This window comes from Kitasatospora sp. GP30, assembly GCF_029892145.1.
GTDB lineage: Bacteria > Actinomycetota > Actinomycetes > Streptomycetales > Streptomycetaceae > Kitasatospora > Kitasatospora acidiphila.
Map to the genome: position 1 here is coordinate 1 of NZ_JARZAH010000031.1, position 18,174 is coordinate 18,174.

Consider the following 18,174-nt stretch of genomic DNA (forward strand, 5'->3'; position numbering starts at 1 on the left):
ACACCCCATTCCCGGGGGTCCCCGCAACCCCCGATTTATTTCTAGTTCTTTCCTGCGTATCACCACGGGGCGCCCGGGGTTACCCCCCCCGGGCCCCCACGCTGCTGCTCACTCATTGGTCGGCGCCCAGGCAAGGCCTGTTCGGTTGGCATCTGCCACCGTCCGATGCCCGGTGGCCGACGCGGGGAGATCACCTGCGCTCCGTCGACCGTTTACCCGGGTGGCCCCCCATTCGGATGGACTGCACGCGACATGCCCCCTGCAGTAACGATTCGGCAGCTGGCGGGCCATCACCATACGTCCATGATCACGCTACGCCGCGCCACCAGCCTGGTGGCCGCCACCTGCACCGCCACGCTGCTGTCCCTCGCGCAGGCCACCGCTGTGGCGCCGCCGAATGCCGGCCGCGTCCAGCAACTCACCCCCGGGGAGGCGCGCGCCTCCGCCCACCTCAACGCCATCCGCAAGGATCCGGACAAGCTGCGCGCGTTCCTCTACCAGCTGCCCAAGGGCGGTGACCTGCACAATCACCTCTCCGGCGCGGTCTCCACCGAACTGCTGATCCAGCTCGCGGCTGACGACAACCTCTGCATCGACACCGGCACGCTGACCGCCCAGGCGCCGCCGTGCAGCACCACCACCCGCCCCGCCGCCGACGCGCTCACCGACCAGGACTTCCGGCGGCAGGTCATCGAGGCCTGGTCGATGCAGGACTTCAAGCCCATCGTGGAGACCGGCCACGACCACTTCTTCGCCACCTTCGGCAAGTTCGGCGAGGCCAGCTGGCGCCACCCCGGCCGGATGCTCGCCGACGTCACCGACACCATGGCCAAGCAGAACCAGAACTACCTGGAGACCATGCTCACCCCGGCCTCCTCGGGTGCGGCAGCCCTGGCCAACAAGGTCGGCTTCGACCCCGACTTCGCCGCGATGCGCGCCAAGTTGCTCGCCGACAACGGCATCGCCGACCTGGTCACCCAGGCCCGCTCCGACGCCGACCGCATGATGGCCGAGTACCGCGACACCGAGCAGTGCGGCACCAGCCAGGCCGCGCCCGGCTGCCAGGTGACCGTGCGCCTCATCTCCCAGGCCTCCCGCGCCTCGACCCCCGCCCGGGTCTTCACCCAGCTGCTGCTCGGCATGGAACTCGCCAGCCACGACGACCGGTTCGTGGCCGTCAACCTCGTGCAGCCCGAGGACTACGCCGCCTCGCTGGAGAACTACGACCTTCAGATGCGGATGCTCGACTACCTGCACCCGCTCTATCCCAAGGCCCATATCTCCCTCCACGCGGGGGAGTTGGTGCCCGGCCTGGTCAAGCCCGAGGACCTGACCTTCCACATCCGCGAGGCCGTGCTGACCGGCCACGCCGAACGGATCGGCCACGGCGTGGATGTGGTGCACGAGGACCACGACCTCTTCCAGACCCTCGCCGCCCGCCACACCCTGATCGAGGTGCCGCTCACCAGCAACGAGCAGATCCTGTTGGTCAGCGGTGATGAGCACCCGTTCCCGCTGTACCGGCGCAACGGCGTCCCGACCGCGCTGGCGACGGACGACCCCGGCGTCTCGCGCGGCGACATCACCGTGGAGTACCAGAAGGCGACCGAGCGGTACGCGCTGTCGTACGTGGATCTGAAGGGCCTGGCCCGTACGTCACTCGAGTACGCCTTCCTGCCCGGGCGGAGCCTGTGGCGGGACCCGGACACCTTCGCGCCGGCTCCCGAGTGCGCCCGTGATTCGCTGGGCGGTTCGCGCCCGAGCGCGGCGTGTGCGCGGCTGCTGGCGGGGAGCCCGAAGGCGCAGCTGGAGTGGCAGGAGGAGGGACTGTTCAAGCAGTTCGAGACGGTGAAGCGGTAGGGGACTGCTGAAACACTCAACGACCCGGGTTGCGTTGGCAACCCGGGTCGTTGTCGAGGTGGAAAGCATATTGGCGAGCCTTCCGCGGGAGACCTCGGCGGAACACGCCCTTACGGAGTCTCGTAGTCAGGATCGGATCTCGTCGGCGAGTCAGACCAGGAGGCCGATGCTGGTCGCCGGCATCACCACCGCCGTTGCGCCGTGCACGCCGTAGGCGGCGGCCTTCGGCCCACCGCTGCGCAGCACGACCATCGCATCTCTGGGGGGGGTATCGCAGCGAACACCACCATGTACCAACCCAGCACCGACGTCGGCGCGACGAGCATCAGAACGAAGACGAAGACCCCGGACGCGATCTCGCGCAAACCCTTCACACGCAGCCAGGACCGGAAGGCGGGGTCGTCGGCCGGTGTATCGGGAATGCCGAAACCGACGGAGATCTGCGGCGTCGTGAAGAAGCTCCCGCCCATGAAGATGAGGGCCGTGCCGAGCAGGCCGGCGAGAAGCAGGCGCCGAGCCTCGCTCGACGCCTCACCGTGCCCGTCACCGTCACTTATGAGCTGACCGATCTCGGTCGCTCGCTCCAGATAGTCATGCGGGGAATCAAGGATTGGGCGGAGGGCCACATGGAGGAGGTCCTCACCCATCGCGACGGCTACGACCACAGGCAATGCGACGCCGCCGACTGATTCGAAGAGAAGCCGAGCGTCACATCTTGACGATGACACCAAGTGGTCAGTGGGTGCACCCGACCCAGACCGTCTTGCCGGGCGCCGTGGGGCCGGGCACCGGTCGTCGCTGCTGCGGTGCCGTACGCAGCTGTCCTGTCCGCCTGTTCGAAGGCGAACTCCGCTCACGCCGTGCTACCGTGCGACCACATTGCGATAGTTGACCCCGGCGGTGCTACCAACACCCCGGGGTCCGGCACGGGAGTAAGGCCTCCTCATGCACGTTCACTTTATCGCGCCCGAGCGGTATGTCCGGGCGTCACACGACATCATCCGCCACCCGCGTCTGCGGGCCACCGCGAAGACCCTGCTGCTGTGGGCCCTTTCGCTCCCGCCCGGCAGCCGCGACACCATCCTCACCATCGGCAAGCGCATGCCCGAGGGGCGCATGGCGGTCTCGCGCGCTCGCGCCCAGCTGATCGAGGAGGGGTACCTCCACGTTCGGCGCTCGCAGGATCCGACCGAGGGCACGTGGTCGACGCGAGTCCTGGTCAGTAGCGTGCCATTGACGGATCATCAGGAGATCGAGGCCGCCTGGCGAAGCGTTGGCCAAAACCCGGCACTCGGTGAAGGGGTGAGTCGGGGTGTCGGCAGTTCCCCCCAGGTTTTGAAGACTGAGGAGAAAACCTCCCCACCTATCGAGGCGACGGACCCCCCTGATGACTCCGACGGCGAGCGCAGAGCTGCCGCCGCCAAGCTCCTGACCCGGCTGACGGCTGGTCATAAGCACGTCCGCCTCGGCGTGGTCGAAGCCCTGGAGCTGGCCCCGCTGGTGGCTGAGTGGCTCGCCCGAGATCCCGACGAGCGACGACTGCGCATCGCGCTGCTGGGGGATCTGCCTGCGGGGATCGTTTCGCCGCTGGGCCTGCTGCGCTCGCGCTTGCAGCGCAAGATGCCAGCGGAGTGCGGGGCAGCGGCGCCTGCGACGGCGATGGGGGAGTGCGGGCACTGCGCCGACCCGGTGCTGGGCGGCGTCACGATCTGCGTTCGCTGCGCGGGAGTTGAGCCCGCATCGCTGCCCGCCTTTGATGCGGCCGCTGCCGAACGCAATCGTCGTGGTGCAGCCCTGGCCCGCAGCCTGCTGCGTGGCGAGGCGGCTGCGTAGCCCGTTCGAGGGATTCAACGCCACTGCCCTGGCTCAGGAGCAGCTACAGCGGCGCACAGGGCGGCCGGTGCGTGGAAGCAGTCATCACCGCCCTCGCCGCCGTCGACGTCCGCGCCTCCAGGGCCCCGCCGTTCTGGTAGCCCGAAAGGCCGTCACCGTCGAGTTGGCGCATCCTCGTTCCGTCGAGGTTCACCAGTGAGGCGTGGGCGGGCTCGAGTTCCTGGTTCGCTGAACGCCACTCGTCCCGTCAGAGCGCGCCGTCGGCAGGCGGTTTCAGCCCCAGTGCCGTTGCGGCCTCGCGCAGAGCCGCGATTACGGCGTCCGTCAGGGGGTCGGGGCCGGAGCCCGAGGAGCGTCGGAGCGCGGCGACGCGGCGGTGGCCGGCGACGGGCAGGGCGGGGAGCTTGACGAAGTCGGCGCGCGTGCCGGCCAGGGCCAGGCTGGGGACGATCGCCGCGCCGAGGCCGGCCGCCACCAGTGCGAGAACGGTGGGGAACTCCAGGGCGGTGTGCGCGTGGTGCGGGGTGAAGCCGTACTCGGCGGAGATCCGCTCCAGCGCCCGCCCACAGGCGCTCCCAGGAGGGCCGACCACCCACGGACGGTCCGCCAGGTCCCTCACGCAGCCGGGCGGAGGCGACCAATCGGCGGGCAGGACGACGCGGTACTCGTCGTCGGCAACTGGCGCGGCGGTGAGACCGGCCGGGTCCGTGGTGGCGCCGGGACCGCCCACGTCGTACTCGGCGACCACCAGGTCGAGCCCGCCGGTCCGCAGCTCGCGCAGGGCCACGGGGCCCTCTAGTTCCACCACCCGAGGCTCCAGGTCCGGCTGGGTGGCGGTGAGTTGACGCAGTGCTGGGACCAGGAGGTGGCAAATAGCCGAGGAGAACCCGGCGATGACGACCGGGCCGGTCACGCGCCCGCTCGCCCTGGCGAGTTCGCGGCGCGCCTCGGCCAGCTCCTGCTCGATGCGTTCGGCGCGGGCGGCGAGGAGCTGCCCGGCCGGGGTGAGCCCGACCCTGCGCCGGGACCGGTCCACCAGCGGCTGGCCGACTTCCCGCTCCAGCTGGGCGAGTTGCTGGGAGACCGCCGAGGGGGTCAGGTGCAGCAGTTGCGCCGCGTCCACCACGCCGCCTCGCACGGCTACCGCGTGGAGCACCCGGAGACGTCTGGGGTCGAGTTCCATAAGCGCGACTGTAGCGGCACTTCAGAAATCCTCGATTGTTCTCCAGCACAGCTTCAGTGATCATCGTAGACATGGAGACGGAGAGCATTGAGCACGGCTTCGACCGTGCCGACGGGCAGCAGTGGCGTGTGCAGTTCGACGCGGATGTGGCGTTCGCCAACGGTGGCGGCCTGCAGACCCAGGGGTTCAGGCTGGACGTGCCCGGCCCGGACCTCGGCGACGACGACATCGCCGAGCTCTTCGTGCGACACCTCGGCCTGCTGATGGTCGACACGGTCCGCATCAGCGGCAAGCGTACGCTGCGCGAGCCGCACAAGGGCGGCCGCGGCACCAGCGGAGCGGCCCCGCAGGCGGCGAGCCGCCGGATCGTAGAGCTCAGCCATCCGATCCGGCACGGCATGGTCACCCTTCCGGGCCTGCCCACACCCGAGATCAGCGACCACCTCTCGCGGAAGGCGTCCCGCGACCACTACGCGCCCGGCACCGAGTTCCACATCGGCCGGATTTCGATGGTCGCGAACACCGGCACCTACCTCGACAGCCCCTTCCACCGCTTCGGCGACGGGCCGGACCTGGCGGGACTGCCGCTCGCCGGGCTGGTCGACCTGGACGGACTGGTGGTCCGGGTCACCGGTGCGGACCGCGCCGTCGACCGGAACGCGCTGCTGCCGTACCAGGTCACCGGCCGGGCGGTGCTGATCCACACCGGCTGGGACCGGCACTGGGGCACCGACCGCTACGGATCGGGCGGCCACCCCTTCCTCACCGCTGAGGGCGCCGCCTGGCTCGCCGATCAGCAGCCCGCGCTCGTGGGCATCGACTCGCTGAACATCGACGACACCGCGGACCCGACCCGTCCCGCGCACACCACCCTGCTGGCCGCGGGCATCCCCGTCGTGGAACATCTGTGCGGTCTGGAGCAACTGCCGGTAGACGGCTTCCGCTTTCACGCCGCGCCGCCCGCCGTCGAGGGCATGGGCACCTTCCCGGTCCGTGCCTACGCAGTGCTGCCCGGCGAGGAGCGGTAGCCGCATGGGGACCGTGGTCACCGCCGCCGGGTGGATCGGGGCCGGGCTGCTGCTCACCGCCTACGCCCTCGCGTCGGCCGCGCGCATCCGCGCCGCAAGCTCCGCGTTCCAGCTCCTCAACCTGCTCGGCTCCGCCGCACTGACTGTCAACTCCGGTTACCATCACGCCTGGCCGTCTGCGGTGCTCAACGCCGCATGGATCGCCATCGGGGCCGCCACACTGGTCCGCCACACCACCTCACCCGCCGCAGGCCGCGACCGGGCGGGTGCCGGAACGGCACCGGGCGACGTGACGTGACGCGCTGTGGTGATGGTGGAGTTCCAGGCGGTTGACGTCAAGGAGCCGGAACGGGTCAGCACCCTGATGTCGGAGTTAAGCCTCTACCGGAGATCAGAGCGGGTTGAGGCGGGCCTTGAGCAGGCAGAACTCATTGCCTTCGGGGTCGGCCAGGACGTGCCACGACTCCTGCCCCGTCTGGCCGATGTCGGCCGGGCGTGCACCGAGCTTCAGAAGGCGTTCGAGCTCGGCGTCCTGATCGCGGTCGGTGGCGTTGACGTCGATGTGCAGCCGGGACTTCCCCTGCTCCGGCTCATCCCGGCGACTGAGGAAGATCGTCGGCTGCGGACCGCCGAACCCTTCCCGCGGCCCGATCTCCACCGAGCCGTCGTCCTCGCGACCGAGCACGACGAAGTCCAGGACCTCGCACCAGAACCGCGCGAGCACCTCGGGCTCGCGGCAGCCGAGCACGAGCTCACCGATACGACATGCCATGAGGAACCTGCTCTCTCAGCTGGGAACTGCCGGGCAGGCCACACGCGAACCTCATGGGCTCCCAGCAGTGAAGACAATCCCGGACCGTACCGGACGAGGCGAGCACGGGCGAGGTATTTCGGGGCCGGCCCTGTCCGGGCAGCCGGACAAGGAACAGCGAGAAGCGAGCTGACGAAGTGTCAGAACCGCGCGCCGGCGGCACATCAGGCAGGGCGGCGCCGCCGGTAGTAGGCGCAGGCCAGGGCCAGTACGATCGGCCCCCACAGCATCGCCGGGCTGATGCACACCCGGGCCAGGAGCATCCACCATCCGTTGCTGAACCCCACCTCGGGCAAGAAGCCCGCCCAGGCGAGCGGGTAGAGGTCGAACATCGCCACCAGGGCCAGGCCGCCCAGGACCGCCGGGATCACGGCGGCGAGTGGGGGCACCTGACGGCCGCCGGCGAACGGGATCCAGCGCGGGAACAGCTCGCCCCAGCCGGCCACCAGCCCAGTGGTCAGCAGACACAGCGCCTCGGTGAGCACACTGAGCCCGACGACGTAGCCCGGCGCCCACCAGGGCATCGGCGGGCGGTGCGGGTCGACCTGTCCCATCGTGAAGTCGACGGCGAACGGGAGCCGCCACAAGCAGTGCGGCAGCACGACGAACGGGAGGGCCTTGGCGAGCCGCAGGGCCCAGACGGGGACGGGGCGCTCGGTGTCGCCGAGCGGAAGGGCGAGACGGGTGATCGGCATGACCCCCACCCTCGCCGACACCCAACGACAGTGCGTCGGCTCCACGCACGATCAGGATCCCCCGCGAGAGCTACCCCTCGATCATCCCGGCGGCTCGATCCACTGCTTGGTTGACGCGACGTCAGAAGTGCGGTTCCATCATGGATGTGTAGCCGCTCGGCTGCATGATCTTTGGGGGGCAGGCTTCGTCGCGCGAGCGATGGAAGCCGGGGAAGTAACCCCACGAGACATGCGGCGTGATGCGGCTGTTTGGTTTGCGGGGCTGAACTCCTCGGGGCCTGCCTTCCCGACCGTGGGAGGACAGCAGTGTCGACGCAAGTTCAGCCGCCGCAGGACGGGCACGCCGCTCCTGAGTCCGTCCCGGAGTCCGCCCCGGGCCTCAACGCGGGCCCGGATCACCGCTGGCTCGACCTGATCGCCCTCATGTCGATCCTGGCCGTGTGCACCTCGGTCTGCCTGCTGGCCGGCACGGAGGCGCTTCAGGCGGTCATCGGCGCTGCCGGCATCCTCTTCGCCGCCTGGCGAACGCCCCGACGGCTCGGGCAAGGCCACAACCGCCGACGCCGCTGACCCGACGCATGGATCGGACGGTCTCGTCCCCGGGGTTGGTGCGGGCACGCGGTGGGACGTAGGGCGAGCGTTCGCTACTCGGTTGTGGTGGGCCCCTGGCGCTGCTCGTACCGCGAGGGTGCGTCGAGGATCCAGGACCAGGCCTGGCGGTCGTCGACGGGGCCCACCCGGGTGGCGGCGTCGAGGCAGCGCGGATCGTCCCGTTCGGCGAGTCCGAATGCAGCCCAGATACGGGTCATCTGGCCCTCCGCGTCGAGGAGTTCGGCCAGGGCGTTCCCGATGGTGGGTGCCGGATCCCGGCTCTCCGCGAGTTCGTTCACCCATCGTTGACCAGCTGTGGAGCCGGGCCCGGTTGGGTGTGGTGGTTGCGGCCGACCGGCCGGATCCCCTGCTCGTGCCCCCTGGAGAGCCATTTGCGCCGGCCCAGCACCATCTGGCTGACCGTCAGCCTCACTCTCAGCCTGCTCCTCGGTCTCGTGCAGGCGCTCCTGCTGCCCGCCGTGCCGGCCTCCGCCGCCGTCTCGGACTATCGCGTGGCCGCCTGGAACACCCATGCGCGCACGGACCAGCTGGCGGTACGCGTACCCCAGTTGATGCAGGCGCTGGACCTGAAACTGATGGCGCTGCAGGAGGTGCGCGACGACGCACTCCCCGGAGACGCGCAGCAGGACGTGACCGTCACGGACGCCTTCAGCGGTAGCGGGAACTGGAACATCGACGTCTCCAGGTGGACCCCGGTGGCCGGCGGTACCACCTACTACCTCTACCGGGTGCAGTCGCCCGACGCGGGCAACCGCTCCGTGGCGATCATCACCGACACCCTGGTGGGCGCCGACCGGTTGATGGTCTTCAAGACCGCCCAGCACCCCGAGGACAAAAAGCCTTACAGCTTCCCCGCCATCGGTCTCAAACTGGGCGACAGCTGGTACTTCAGCATCCACGCGACCACCACACCGGGGCGTGGCAAGAACAACGCCGACCTGATCGTCAACGACGCCAGCACCGTCGTCGGCCGCCGGGGCGACGCGAACTGGGCGGTGCTGGGCGACTTCAACCGGTTGCCCAACGTCAATTCCCCTGGCATGCCGAAATCGGACACTGAGAAAGCGAAACAGAGGCCGCTGAACACTGACATAAACTGGGATCCCGGCGAGGTCCTCTACGCCACCGGAAAGGCCACCTACCCGGCGAGTGACTCAGAACTCGACTACGGTGTGGCCAAGAACGCCGCAGTCGGCTATCACGCCACCATGATCAACCGGAAGTTCGAGTCCGACCACCACCCTGTGGTCTTCTCGACGGACCCGGTGGACGCCAGGGTCTGCGGGATCCCACGTGTTCCCCTCTCCGCGCTCGACGATGGTCCCTCCTGCTCCCCAGAGCGCCTGCCCGCCACCGTGGCGCTGGGCGACAGCTACATCTCGGGCGAGGGCGGCCGCTGGGCGGGCAACGCCAACACCTGGGCGACCGGGCATGCTTGGGGCACCGACCTGGCCGCCGAGCACTGCGCCGGCCCGGACGCCTGCGGCCACGACCTCACCCAGGTGTACGACGACGACACCTCCTACGGGGGTGGCGACACCTGCGACCGGTCGTCGGCCTCGGAGATCGCGGGGGCCGACATCGCCGGCGTGGCGCCGGAAGAGCGGTTCAACCTGGCCTGCTCCGGAGCCACCACGGATGCCGTGACCAGCAGCTCCTTCAAGGACGAGGACCCGCAGATCACCCGGCTCGCGCAGCTCGCACAGGACTACCAGGTCAAGACCGTGGTGCTATCGGTGGGCGGCAACGACCTCAACTTCTCCGGCATCGTGGCCGAGTGCGGCAAGGCGTACCTCTACCCGCTGCGCGCACACTGCAACAGCACCCAGGAGGCCTCCTTCGCCTCGGGGTTGTCGACTGTGCAGAACAAGGTGACCGCGACCCTGCAGGCGGTGCGCAGCACCATGCAGCAGGCCGGCTACCCGGACGGCAGCTACACCCTGGTGCTGCAGTCGTATCCCCAGGCGCTGCCCCGCAGCACCGACAACCGGTACCGGCAGACCCTGGGCAAGCGCTACAACTCGGGCGGCTGCCCGTTCAACGACGACGACTCGGACTGGGCGCACGACTCGGTCATCCCGCGGATCTCCAACATGCTGCAGCAGGCCGCCCGGGCCGGTGGAGCCACCTTCCTGGACCTCCAGGACGCCTTCGCCGGGCATGAGTTGTGTGCCGGCGCCGCCCAGCAGGCGACCTCGGCCAACAGCCCGACCAACCCGCTGCCCGCCGCCCAGGCCGAATGGGTGCGCTGGGTGCCGTACTTGAAGGACTGGACGCAGAACCTGGGGTGGCAGTCGCAGGGTGATCAGCAGGAGGCGCTGCACCCCAACGCGTACGGGCAGCAGGTGCTGAGCGCCTGCCTGAGCCAGCTGGTCGCTTCCTCGCCCGGCGCGGACACTGACTTCCGCTGCACCAACACGCCCGGCCAGGGCCCCGAGGGGGTGCGGGTGCGGCCGGGTTCGGGGCGCGGCATCGACGCCACCCTCTCGGTCGCCGACAACGAGGCCTACTTCTTCCACGGCGACAAGTACGCCCGGGTGACCTTCGACAAGCTCAACGCAGGCAGCGCGATCGTCGGCGGAGCGGACGCGGGGATCAAGAACATCGCCGACAACTGGCCGAGCCTGCGCGGCACTCCGTTCGCCGACAAGATCGACGCGGCGTTCTCGCTCCCCGACCACAAGGGCGAGGCCTACCTGTTCAGCGGCAACCAGTACATCCGGATCAACAACGTCACACCGGGCACCACCAACGACACCCGGGTCAACGGCCCGTGGGACATCTGCACCGGCTGGACCAGCCTGTGCAAGACGCCCGAACTGAAGGCACTCTTCGGCAACGGCATCGACTCGGCGCTCTCGGTGCGCGACAACGAGGTGTACTTCTTCAAGAACGACCAGTACGTCCTGGTGCAGGCCAACATCGGCAGCATCGACCAGGTGCTCAACGGTCCCAAGCCGATCGCGGGCAACTGGCCGAGCCTGGCGGCCGCGGACGCGAAGGATCCGACGGCACACTTCAGCACGAAGATCGACACCGGCTTCGGGGTGCCGGAGTGGTACTGCAACTGGTTCCAGGCCATCGTGAGCCTCGGCATCCAGTGCGCGATAAGCAACCACCCGGGCTACGCGGCCTTCTTCAGCGGCGGGAAGTACGCCGTGACGTCGGTCGTCCCCGGCACCACGGACGACAAGCTGATGTTCGGCCCGACCCGGATCAGGGACACCTGGACGGCGCTGCGCAACACGATCTTCGACGACCAGCCGGACGCGGGCACCGCGCTGGCCCGCTCCATGATCACCGGCCCCTCACCCGGCGCGGACGGCGACCCGAACGGTCCGGGACCGTTCTCGACGAACCCGGCCGAACAGCCCGGCTGCCGCCCCGACGGCATGACCCCGACCGACGGCGTGAACACCCCCTACTGCCTGCGCTACGACAACACCGGCCGCGAACTGCTGGGCACCGCTCACCAGCGCCGGGTGGTCGGCTACTTCACGGGCTGGCGGACCGGCAAGAACGGCCAGCACATGTACCTGCCCAGCAGCATCCCGTGGGGGCAACTCACCCACGTCAACTACGCCTTCGGCCACCTCGACAACAACCAGCTCTCGGTCGGACCCGACGGACCCGACAACCCGGCCACCGGCATGACCTGGCCCGGCGTGCCCGGCGCCGAGATGGACCCGACGCTGCCGTACCAGGGCAACCTCAACCTGCTGACCAAGTACAAGAAGCAGCACCCCCGGGTCCGGACGCTGATCTCGGTCGGCGGCTGGGCCGAGACCGGCGGCGCGCTGAACCCGGACGGCAGCCGGACCGGCAACGGCGGCCTGTACACCCTGACCACCAATCAGGACGGCAGCGTCAACCAGCCCGCGATCGACACCTTCGCGGACTCCGCCGTGGCCTTCATCCGCCACTACGGCTTCGACGGCGTGGACATCGACTACGAGTACCCGGACGCACTGCCCAACACCGGCAACCCGGCCGACTGGTCCGTCTCCAACCCGCGGCGCCCCGGCCTGACCGCCGGCTACACCGCGCTGATGAAGACGCTCCGCCAGAAACTGGACGCCGCGGCCGCAGCCGACCAGCACTACTACGAGCTGACCGCCGCCGGTTCCTCCTCCGGCTACCTGCTGCGCGGGATGGCGGACAACTCGGCACTGCAGTACCTGGACTTCGTCAACGACATGTCCTATGACTTCCACGGCTCCTGGAACCGGTACGTGGGCCCCAACGCCCCGCTTTACGACGACGGCCGGGACGCCGAGCTGACCGCAGCCGGCATCTACGACACCGCCCACAACCCGGAGTACCAGCAGGAGGGTTACTTCAACACCGACTGGTCCTACCACTACTACCGCGGCGCCCTGCAGTCCGGCCGGATCAACGTCGGCGTGCCGTACTACACCCGGGGCTGGGACCACGTCACCGGCGGCGTCGGCAACGGCCTGTGGGGCACCTCCGACCTGCCCGACCAGTCGCAGTGCCCGCAGGGCACCGGCAGCAACGGCGGGACCGTCGCCTGCGGCTCCGGCGCCAAGGGTGTCGACAACCTCTGGCACGACAGCAACCCCGACGGCACCGAGCTCGGGGCCGGCTCGAACCCGATGTGGCACGCCAAGAACCTGGAGCGCGGCATCACCCCGTCCTACCTGCCGCGCTACGGACTCGACCCGACAGACCCGGCCAACCAGCCGAGCGGCTACGTCCGGCAGTGGGACGACACGCTCAAGGCCAGCTGGCTGTGGAACGACGCCAAGAAGACCTTCCTCTCCACCGAGGACGAGCAGGCGATCTCCACCAAGGCCCAGTACGTCAAGGACAACGGCATCGGCGGCATGACGATCTGGGAGCTCGGCGGCGACTACGACTGCCCCGCCCAGGGCGAGTGCGCGCCCGGCTACACGCTCACCAACCTGATCGGCTCCACCCTGAGCGGCGCCGCCCCCTACGGCAACACCCGCGCCGACCAGGCGCTGCCGCAGCAGACCGTCGCCGTCACCGCCCAGTTGGTCAACTACCCGACCGACCTGGCCGACATGTGGCCGATGCAGCCCACGCTGCGGATCACCAACAACACCGGATCGGCCCTCCCGGCCGGCACCCAGCTCTCCTTCGACATCCCCACCTCCACCACACCCCTGGTGAAGGACGCGGCCTGGCACCCGATGACCGGCGTCGCACCGGGGCGGAGCGGGCCGAACACCGGCGGGCTGGGCGCCGACTTCCACCGGGTGACGATCACCCTCGGGTACTGCGAGGACATCCAACCCGGCAAGAGCCGTGACATCGGCATCAAGTACTACCTGCCGATCACCGGCCCGGCGAACTTCACCATCACCATCGGCGGCACCCAGTACGGGCTCGCCCAGGACAACCGGCAGGGCACCACCCTGGTCCAGCCCACCGCGCCCGGCTCCACCGGCTGCCAGGCGGAACCGTGGGACGCGGCCCGCACCTACAACCCGGCACTCGCACCGTTCGCGCTCTGGCACACCGGCAACCTGTGGAAGGTCCAGGACGTCAACAGCGGCAACGTGATCGACCACCCGGGCGACTGGACCACCGCCCACCTGGTCGACTCGCAGGCCGGCAACGGCAACCAGCTGTGGAACGTCGTCGAGGACGGCGGCACCGGCCGGTACCGGATCAAGAGCAGCACCGGCGGCCACGAGCAGTGCCTCGGCGCCGACAGGCAGTTGGCCGACCTGTCCGTCCGGGACTGCGATCTGAGCAATGGTCAGTGGTGGCAGCTCTTCGACGACCAGGGCAACCGGCTGTCGGGCGGAGTGCCGGCCGACGGCAAGGCGTTCTCCCTGCGGTCGGAGGGCGGCTCCGTCGCCGAACCCTTCAACAGCGGCGTGCTCCCGAACACCCGGATCGTCGCCGGCGCCGGCGACGGCAGCACCCGCACCGTCGTGTCGTCCAACGGCTACTACTGGAAGGCGAAGTACTGGACCAAGGGCAACCTGCCCGACGCGACCGATCCCAACAACGCCTGGACCCGGCTGGGACCGGTGTCCTGACCCGACGGCGCCGCCGAACGACGGCCGGGGCGGCCCAGGCGGTTCTCCGCCCGGGCCGCCCCGGCTGTCATCGGTCCCGTGGATCAGGGCGCCGCCGCGCCGGTACACGTCGGACGACGCCTCACCGACCGGGGCGACTCGGATCGACTCGGATCGACGGGCACCCGGCGGTTCACTCCCACGGCCGATGACCGATCGCCGGACCGCAGGCCGGACCGTAGGCTCCGGCTATGGAGACGCGTACGGACGAGATCGCCGACCGCATCTACCGGATCTCCACCTTCATCCCGGAGGTGGCCGCACCGGCCGGGTTCACCTTCAACCAGTTCCTGGTGGACGCCGAGGAGCCGCTGCTGTTCCACACCGGAATGCGGCAGTTGTTCCCGCTCGTCTCGGAGGCGGTCGACCGGATCGTGCCGGTGGAGCGGCTGCGCTGGATCACCTTCGGGCATGTGGAGTCCGACGAGTGCGGCGCGATGAACGAGTTCCTGGCGGCGGCCCCGCACGCGCAGGTGGCCCACGGGCTGCTCGGCTGCCTGGTGTCGCTGAACGATCTCGCCGACCGTCCGCCGGTGCCGATGGCGGACGGCGAGATCCTCGATCTCGGCGGCAAGCAGCTGCGCCGACGCGTACGCCACCTCAACACGCCGCATGTGCCGCACAATTGGGAAGCGCGGGTGCTCTTCGAGGAGACAACCGGCACGCTGTTCTGCGGAGACCTGTTCACCCAGTTCGGCAACGGTCCGGCCGTCACCGGCGACGGCCTCATCGACCAGGCGCTGGAGGCGGAGATCGCCTTCCGGCAGACCTCCTGCCTCACCGCCGCGATCCAAACCCTCCGTGCCCTGGCCGAGTTGGGGCCGACCACGCTCGCGGTGATGCACGGCTCCTCGTTCCACGGTGACGGCGCTGCGGCGCTGCGCGCCCTCGCCGAGGCGTATGAGCAACGCTTCAGCCCGGAAAGCGAGTTCGCTGCACGCCCGAGCGTCCTGGAGAGCCCGCCGGCCTGAACCAGCCGGCCACTGAGCGGCCTCAGGCATGGCCGGTGTCAGAGCCGTGACAGTCGTATGTCAGGTCCGTCGGCGATGGTGGATGCACCAACCGCCACGGAAGGACCTCCGATGACCACCACGGCTCCCATCCCGAACGGCCTTCCCATGGAGCGCGATGCGGGCCCCTTCGACCCGCCCCGCGAGATCAGCCGGCTGCGCGAGGCTCGGCCGGTCAGTCCCATGCTCTTCCCCGACGGCCACGAGGGCTGGCTCGTCACCGGCTACGACGCGCTCCGCCAGCTCATGGCCGACACCCGGTTCAGCTCCCGGCAGGACATCGGCGTCATCCATGTGCCGTACGAGGTCCCCGGCATGCCCGCCCTGACCGAGCCGTCCCCCCAAGTACCGGGCCTGTTCATCAGCATGGACCCGCCGGACCACACCCGGCTGCGGCGCAAGCTCACCGGCGCCTTCACGGTCAAGCGCATGAAGCAGCTTGAGGCGCACATCGCCGACATCGTCGAGCGGCAGCTGGACGAGATGGCGCGGCTTGCCCCGCCGGTCGACCTGGTCAAGGAGTTCGCGCTGCCGGTGCCCTCGCTGGTGATCTGCGAACTGCTCGGCGTCCCCTACGCGGACCGCGAGGACTTCCAGGTCAACTCCGCCAAGTTCCTGGTCAGGGACCAGTCGCTGGACGAGAAGATGGCCGCGTACAACGCCATGACCACGTACCTCGCCGAGCTGGTCACGAGCAAGCGCGACACCCCTGGTGAGGACCTCCTGTCCGACCTGGCCCGCGACGACGACCTCAGCATCGCGGAACTGATCGGCATGGCCTTCCTGTTGCTGTTCGCCGGCCACGAGACCACCGCCAACATGCTGGCCCTGGGCACCTTCGCGCTCCTGGAGCACCCCGAGCAGCTGGCCGAACTGCGGGCCGACCCGGAGCTGCTTCCCGGTGCCGTCGAGGAGCTGATGCGCTACCTGTCCGTCGTCGACATCCTCTTCCGGTACGCCACGGAGGACATCGAGCTCGGCGGTGAGACGATCGGCCGGGGATCGACCGTCGTCGTCTCCCAGCTGGCCGCCAATCACGACCCCCGGCGCTTCGACAACCCCGACACCCTGGACATCCACCGCGACGCTCGCGGTCATCTGTCCCTCGGCCACGGCGTCCACCAGTGCCTGGGGCAGCAGTTGGCCCGCGTCGAGATGCGCGCCGGTTTCGCCGGACTGCTGCGGCGCTTTCCGACCCTCCAACTCGCCATCCCCGCCGGTGAGGTGAGGCTCAGGACCGACATGACCATCTACGGCGTCCATGAACTCCCGGTCAGCTGGGCGGAATCGGCCTCCTAACCCCCCGCAATACGGGACAGCCCGTCCCGTCAGACGTCGCGGCGGCGCACCACGAGCGCGGTGAGCAGCAGGGCGAGCAACGGCCAGGCCAGCAGTGCCACCCAGCACTGCAGCGCGCCGGGCGGGAACGGGCCGTCATTGTCGAACGCGGTGTGTTGGCTGACCAGGCCGAACCACGCGTTGCGCGGCATCGCGTCGCTGATCGCGGCGAGCAGGTGGTTGCCGCTGTTGCCGGGGAGGGCATCCGCCAGCAGGCTCTGGGCCACGAAGACCGCGAAGAAGGAGGCCACCGGGACCCGGATGAGCGCGCCGATGAACATGCCGATGAGCGCGCTGATCGGAATCACCAGTACGGAGGCCGTAAACGCCTGCAGCACATGGGGGTTCGCAAACGAGATGCCGAGCTGCTCGGGTTCCAGGATCGACTGCGCGGTGACGAACGAGGCCACCGCGGCGACCAGGCCGGCGGCGGAGGTGACGGAGGCGAGGACGGCCGCCTTGGCGAGCACGATCCGGCGGCGGTCCGGGACGGCGATGAAGGTCGTCCGGATCAGCCCGCTGGAGAACTCGCCGACCATGGAGAGCGCGCCCAGCGCGCCGGCCCCGATGGCAAGGAGGGCGAAGGTGCCCTCCTTGAAGGAGCCGCTCACCCGGTCGTAGTCGGCCCGCGCCGAGGCACTGACCAGGTGGACGCCGCCGCTGGCGAGCCAGGAGCCGCCGATGCTGATCAGCAGGGCCAGCCCCAGCATGACGTAAGTGGACCGCTGCGCGAACAGCTTGATCCACTCGGAAGCGAACAAGTCACGGAAGCGGACGGGGTGTTCCGCGACGGACGCGACGGACACCGGTTTCATCGTCGTGGTCCTCATCAGACGTCCCGGCGGCGCTGCATCAGGACCACGACGGCGACCGAGACGACGCCCCAGCCGATCAGCGCGCTCCAGGCCGCCGGCACCGACTGGAGATGCCCCACGACGCGTCCGTGACTCATGTCGCACAAGCGGAACCACGCGTAAGGGGGCAGCGCGTCGGCGATGTGGTTCCGCAGGTCGGTGCCCAGCAGCGGTACATGCCCCTTGACGGCTACCGGCCCGACCAGGAAGAAGGCCAGCACCGCGAAGACGGTGCCCGCGGTGTTGCGAATCAGCGCGGCCAGTGCCGTGCCGATCAGACCGCAGACCGGCACCATCAGCGTGGTGGCCAGGATGCCGCGCCACACGCCCGGGTTGCTGAACGAGTAGCTGGGGATCCGGTCCGAGAAGACCATGAAGGTGACGGCCCAGATGAGGGTGGAGAGGACCAGGCCGACGGCGGCCAGTACGCCGGCCACCACCGCGACCTTGGCGAGCATCACCCGGTTGCGGTCCGGCACGGCGGTCAGACTGGTGCGGATCAGCCCGGAGGCGTACTCACCGGAGACGGTCATCGCGCCAACCGTGCCGACGGTGGCCTGTAGCAGCAGGAACGTGGGCATGTCGAAGGCGTCGTGTGCCAGGTCCCAGTCGGCCTTCATCCAGTCGGCCATGGCCGGCCAGGCGTCGTAGGCGCTGACCGCGCCCTTGTACGCCAGGTACACGTACATGACGATCAGGCAGCCCAGCACGAGCCCGGTCGATCGCAGTGACCAGAGCTTGATCCACTCGGAGCCGAGCAAGTCGCGCCAGCGGGCCCGCCGTTCGGCGGCCTCGGCGCTGGCAGCTTCGGCGTTGGCGGCTTCGGCGTGGGCAGCCTCGGCACGGGCGGTGGAGATCGGGGTGGTCATGGCGGCG

17 protein-coding genes are annotated in these 18,174 nt (G+C 69.5%); 10 read left to right on the forward strand and 7 right to left on the reverse strand.

The window, feature by feature from the left end:
* Positions 1-303: 303 nt before the first annotated feature.
* Positions 304-1,860: an adenosine deaminase gene (locus P3T35_RS30115; protein WP_101383280.1), complete on the forward strand. Its 1,557-nt coding sequence runs from the start codon at positions 304-306 to the stop codon at positions 1,858-1,860.
* Between the two features lie 182 nt (positions 1,861-2,042).
* Here P3T35_RS30115 and P3T35_RS30120 read toward each other — a convergent pair whose 3' ends face one another.
* Complete coding sequence (locus P3T35_RS30120) at positions 2,043-2,447, reverse strand: DUF4267 domain-containing protein (protein WP_280708591.1); 405 nt, start codon at positions 2,445-2,447, stop codon at positions 2,043-2,045.
* On the opposite strand from P3T35_RS30120, the gene P3T35_RS30125 reads away from it, so the two are divergent.
* From P3T35_RS30125 to P3T35_RS30135, 3 genes are all read left to right on the forward strand, one after another.
* On the forward strand, positions 2,397-2,549 hold the full coding sequence (locus P3T35_RS30125; protein WP_348533444.1) for a winged helix-turn-helix transcriptional regulator: 153 nt from the start codon (positions 2,397-2,399) through the stop codon (positions 2,547-2,549). The two genes, P3T35_RS30120 and P3T35_RS30125, sit on opposite strands and share 51 nt — an antisense overlap.
* A 256-nt stretch (positions 2,550-2,805) precedes the next feature.
* A complete protein-coding gene (locus tag P3T35_RS30130) occupies positions 2,806-3,693 on the forward strand; it encodes a hypothetical protein (RefSeq protein WP_101383281.1) in 888 nt (295 codons plus the stop codon).
* Between the two features lie 23 nt (positions 3,694-3,716).
* The gene (locus P3T35_RS30135; RefSeq protein ID WP_101385417.1) at positions 3,717-3,833 is read left to right on the forward strand and encodes a DUF397 domain-containing protein; all 117 of its coding nucleotides are present in this window, start codon (positions 3,717-3,719) and stop codon (positions 3,831-3,833) included.
* 107 nt (positions 3,834-3,940) lie between these two features.
* Here P3T35_RS30135 and P3T35_RS30140 read toward each other — a convergent pair whose 3' ends face one another.
* Positions 3,941-4,876 carry a LysR family transcriptional regulator gene (locus P3T35_RS30140; RefSeq protein ID WP_101383282.1) on the reverse strand — a complete coding sequence of 312 codons (936 nt, stop codon included), beginning with the start codon at positions 4,874-4,876 and terminating at the stop codon, positions 3,941-3,943.
* Between the two features lie 71 nt (positions 4,877-4,947).
* Here P3T35_RS30140 and P3T35_RS30145 point away from each other — a divergent pair, with 71 nt between their 5' ends.
* Positions 4,948-5,904 (forward strand): cyclase family protein, encoded by a 957-nt coding sequence (locus P3T35_RS30145; protein WP_101383283.1) that lies wholly within the window; start codon positions 4,948-4,950, stop codon positions 5,902-5,904.
* Between the two features lie 4 nt (positions 5,905-5,908).
* On the forward strand, positions 5,909-6,202 hold the full coding sequence (locus P3T35_RS30150; RefSeq protein ID WP_180356700.1) for a hypothetical protein: 294 nt from the start codon (positions 5,909-5,911) through the stop codon (positions 6,200-6,202).
* A gap of 93 nt (positions 6,203-6,295) precedes the next feature.
* On the opposite strand, the gene P3T35_RS30155 is transcribed toward P3T35_RS30150, so the two are convergent.
* Together P3T35_RS30155 and P3T35_RS30160 are read right to left on the reverse strand one after the other, a co-directional pair.
* Positions 6,296-6,676 (reverse strand): VOC family protein, encoded by a 381-nt coding sequence (locus P3T35_RS30155; protein WP_101383284.1) that lies wholly within the window; start codon positions 6,674-6,676, stop codon positions 6,296-6,298.
* Positions 6,677-6,879: 203 nt separating this feature from the next.
* Positions 6,880-7,410, reverse strand: a complete 531-nt coding sequence (locus P3T35_RS30160; protein WP_101383285.1) for a hypothetical protein — start codon at positions 7,408-7,410, stop codon at positions 6,880-6,882.
* Between the two features lie 306 nt (positions 7,411-7,716).
* Here P3T35_RS30160 and P3T35_RS30165 point away from each other — a divergent pair, with 306 nt between their 5' ends.
* Positions 7,717-7,980 carry a hypothetical protein gene (locus tag P3T35_RS30165; protein ID WP_101383286.1) on the forward strand — a complete coding sequence of 88 codons (264 nt, stop codon included), beginning with the start codon at positions 7,717-7,719 and terminating at the stop codon, positions 7,978-7,980.
* 74 nt (positions 7,981-8,054) lie between these two features.
* Here P3T35_RS30165 and P3T35_RS30170 read toward each other — a convergent pair whose 3' ends face one another.
* A complete protein-coding gene (locus tag P3T35_RS30170; protein ID WP_101383287.1) occupies positions 8,055-8,300 on the reverse strand; it encodes a hypothetical protein in 246 nt (81 codons plus the stop codon).
* Between the two features lie 93 nt (positions 8,301-8,393).
* Between P3T35_RS30170 and P3T35_RS30175 the strand changes: the two genes are divergently transcribed.
* The 3 genes from P3T35_RS30175 (at position 8,394) to P3T35_RS30185 (ending at position 16,405) form a co-directional block, all read left to right on the forward strand.
* Complete coding sequence (locus tag P3T35_RS30175) at positions 8,394-14,057, forward strand: glycosyl hydrolase family 18 protein (protein ID WP_101383288.1); 5,664 nt, start codon at positions 8,394-8,396, stop codon at positions 14,055-14,057.
* Between the two features lie 230 nt (positions 14,058-14,287).
* Complete coding sequence (locus P3T35_RS30180) at positions 14,288-15,067, forward strand: MBL fold metallo-hydrolase (protein WP_101383289.1); 780 nt, start codon at positions 14,288-14,290, stop codon at positions 15,065-15,067.
* 111 nt (positions 15,068-15,178) lie between these two features.
* Positions 15,179-16,405 (forward strand): cytochrome P450, encoded by a 1,227-nt coding sequence (locus P3T35_RS30185; protein WP_101383290.1) that lies wholly within the window; start codon positions 15,179-15,181, stop codon positions 16,403-16,405.
* A 29-nt stretch (positions 16,406-16,434) separates the two neighbouring features.
* Here P3T35_RS30185 and P3T35_RS30190 read toward each other — a convergent pair whose 3' ends face one another.
* Positions 16,435-17,250, reverse strand: coding sequence for an ABC transporter permease (locus P3T35_RS30190; RefSeq protein ID WP_143676972.1), 816 nt, complete (start codon positions 17,248-17,250; stop codon positions 16,435-16,437).
* Between the two features lie 23 nt (positions 17,251-17,273).
* The gene (locus P3T35_RS30195) at positions 17,274-18,167 is read right to left on the reverse strand and encodes an ABC transporter permease (protein ID WP_180356701.1); all 894 of its coding nucleotides are present in this window, start codon (positions 18,165-18,167) and stop codon (positions 17,274-17,276) included.
* Positions 18,168-18,174: the final 7 nt, after the last annotated feature.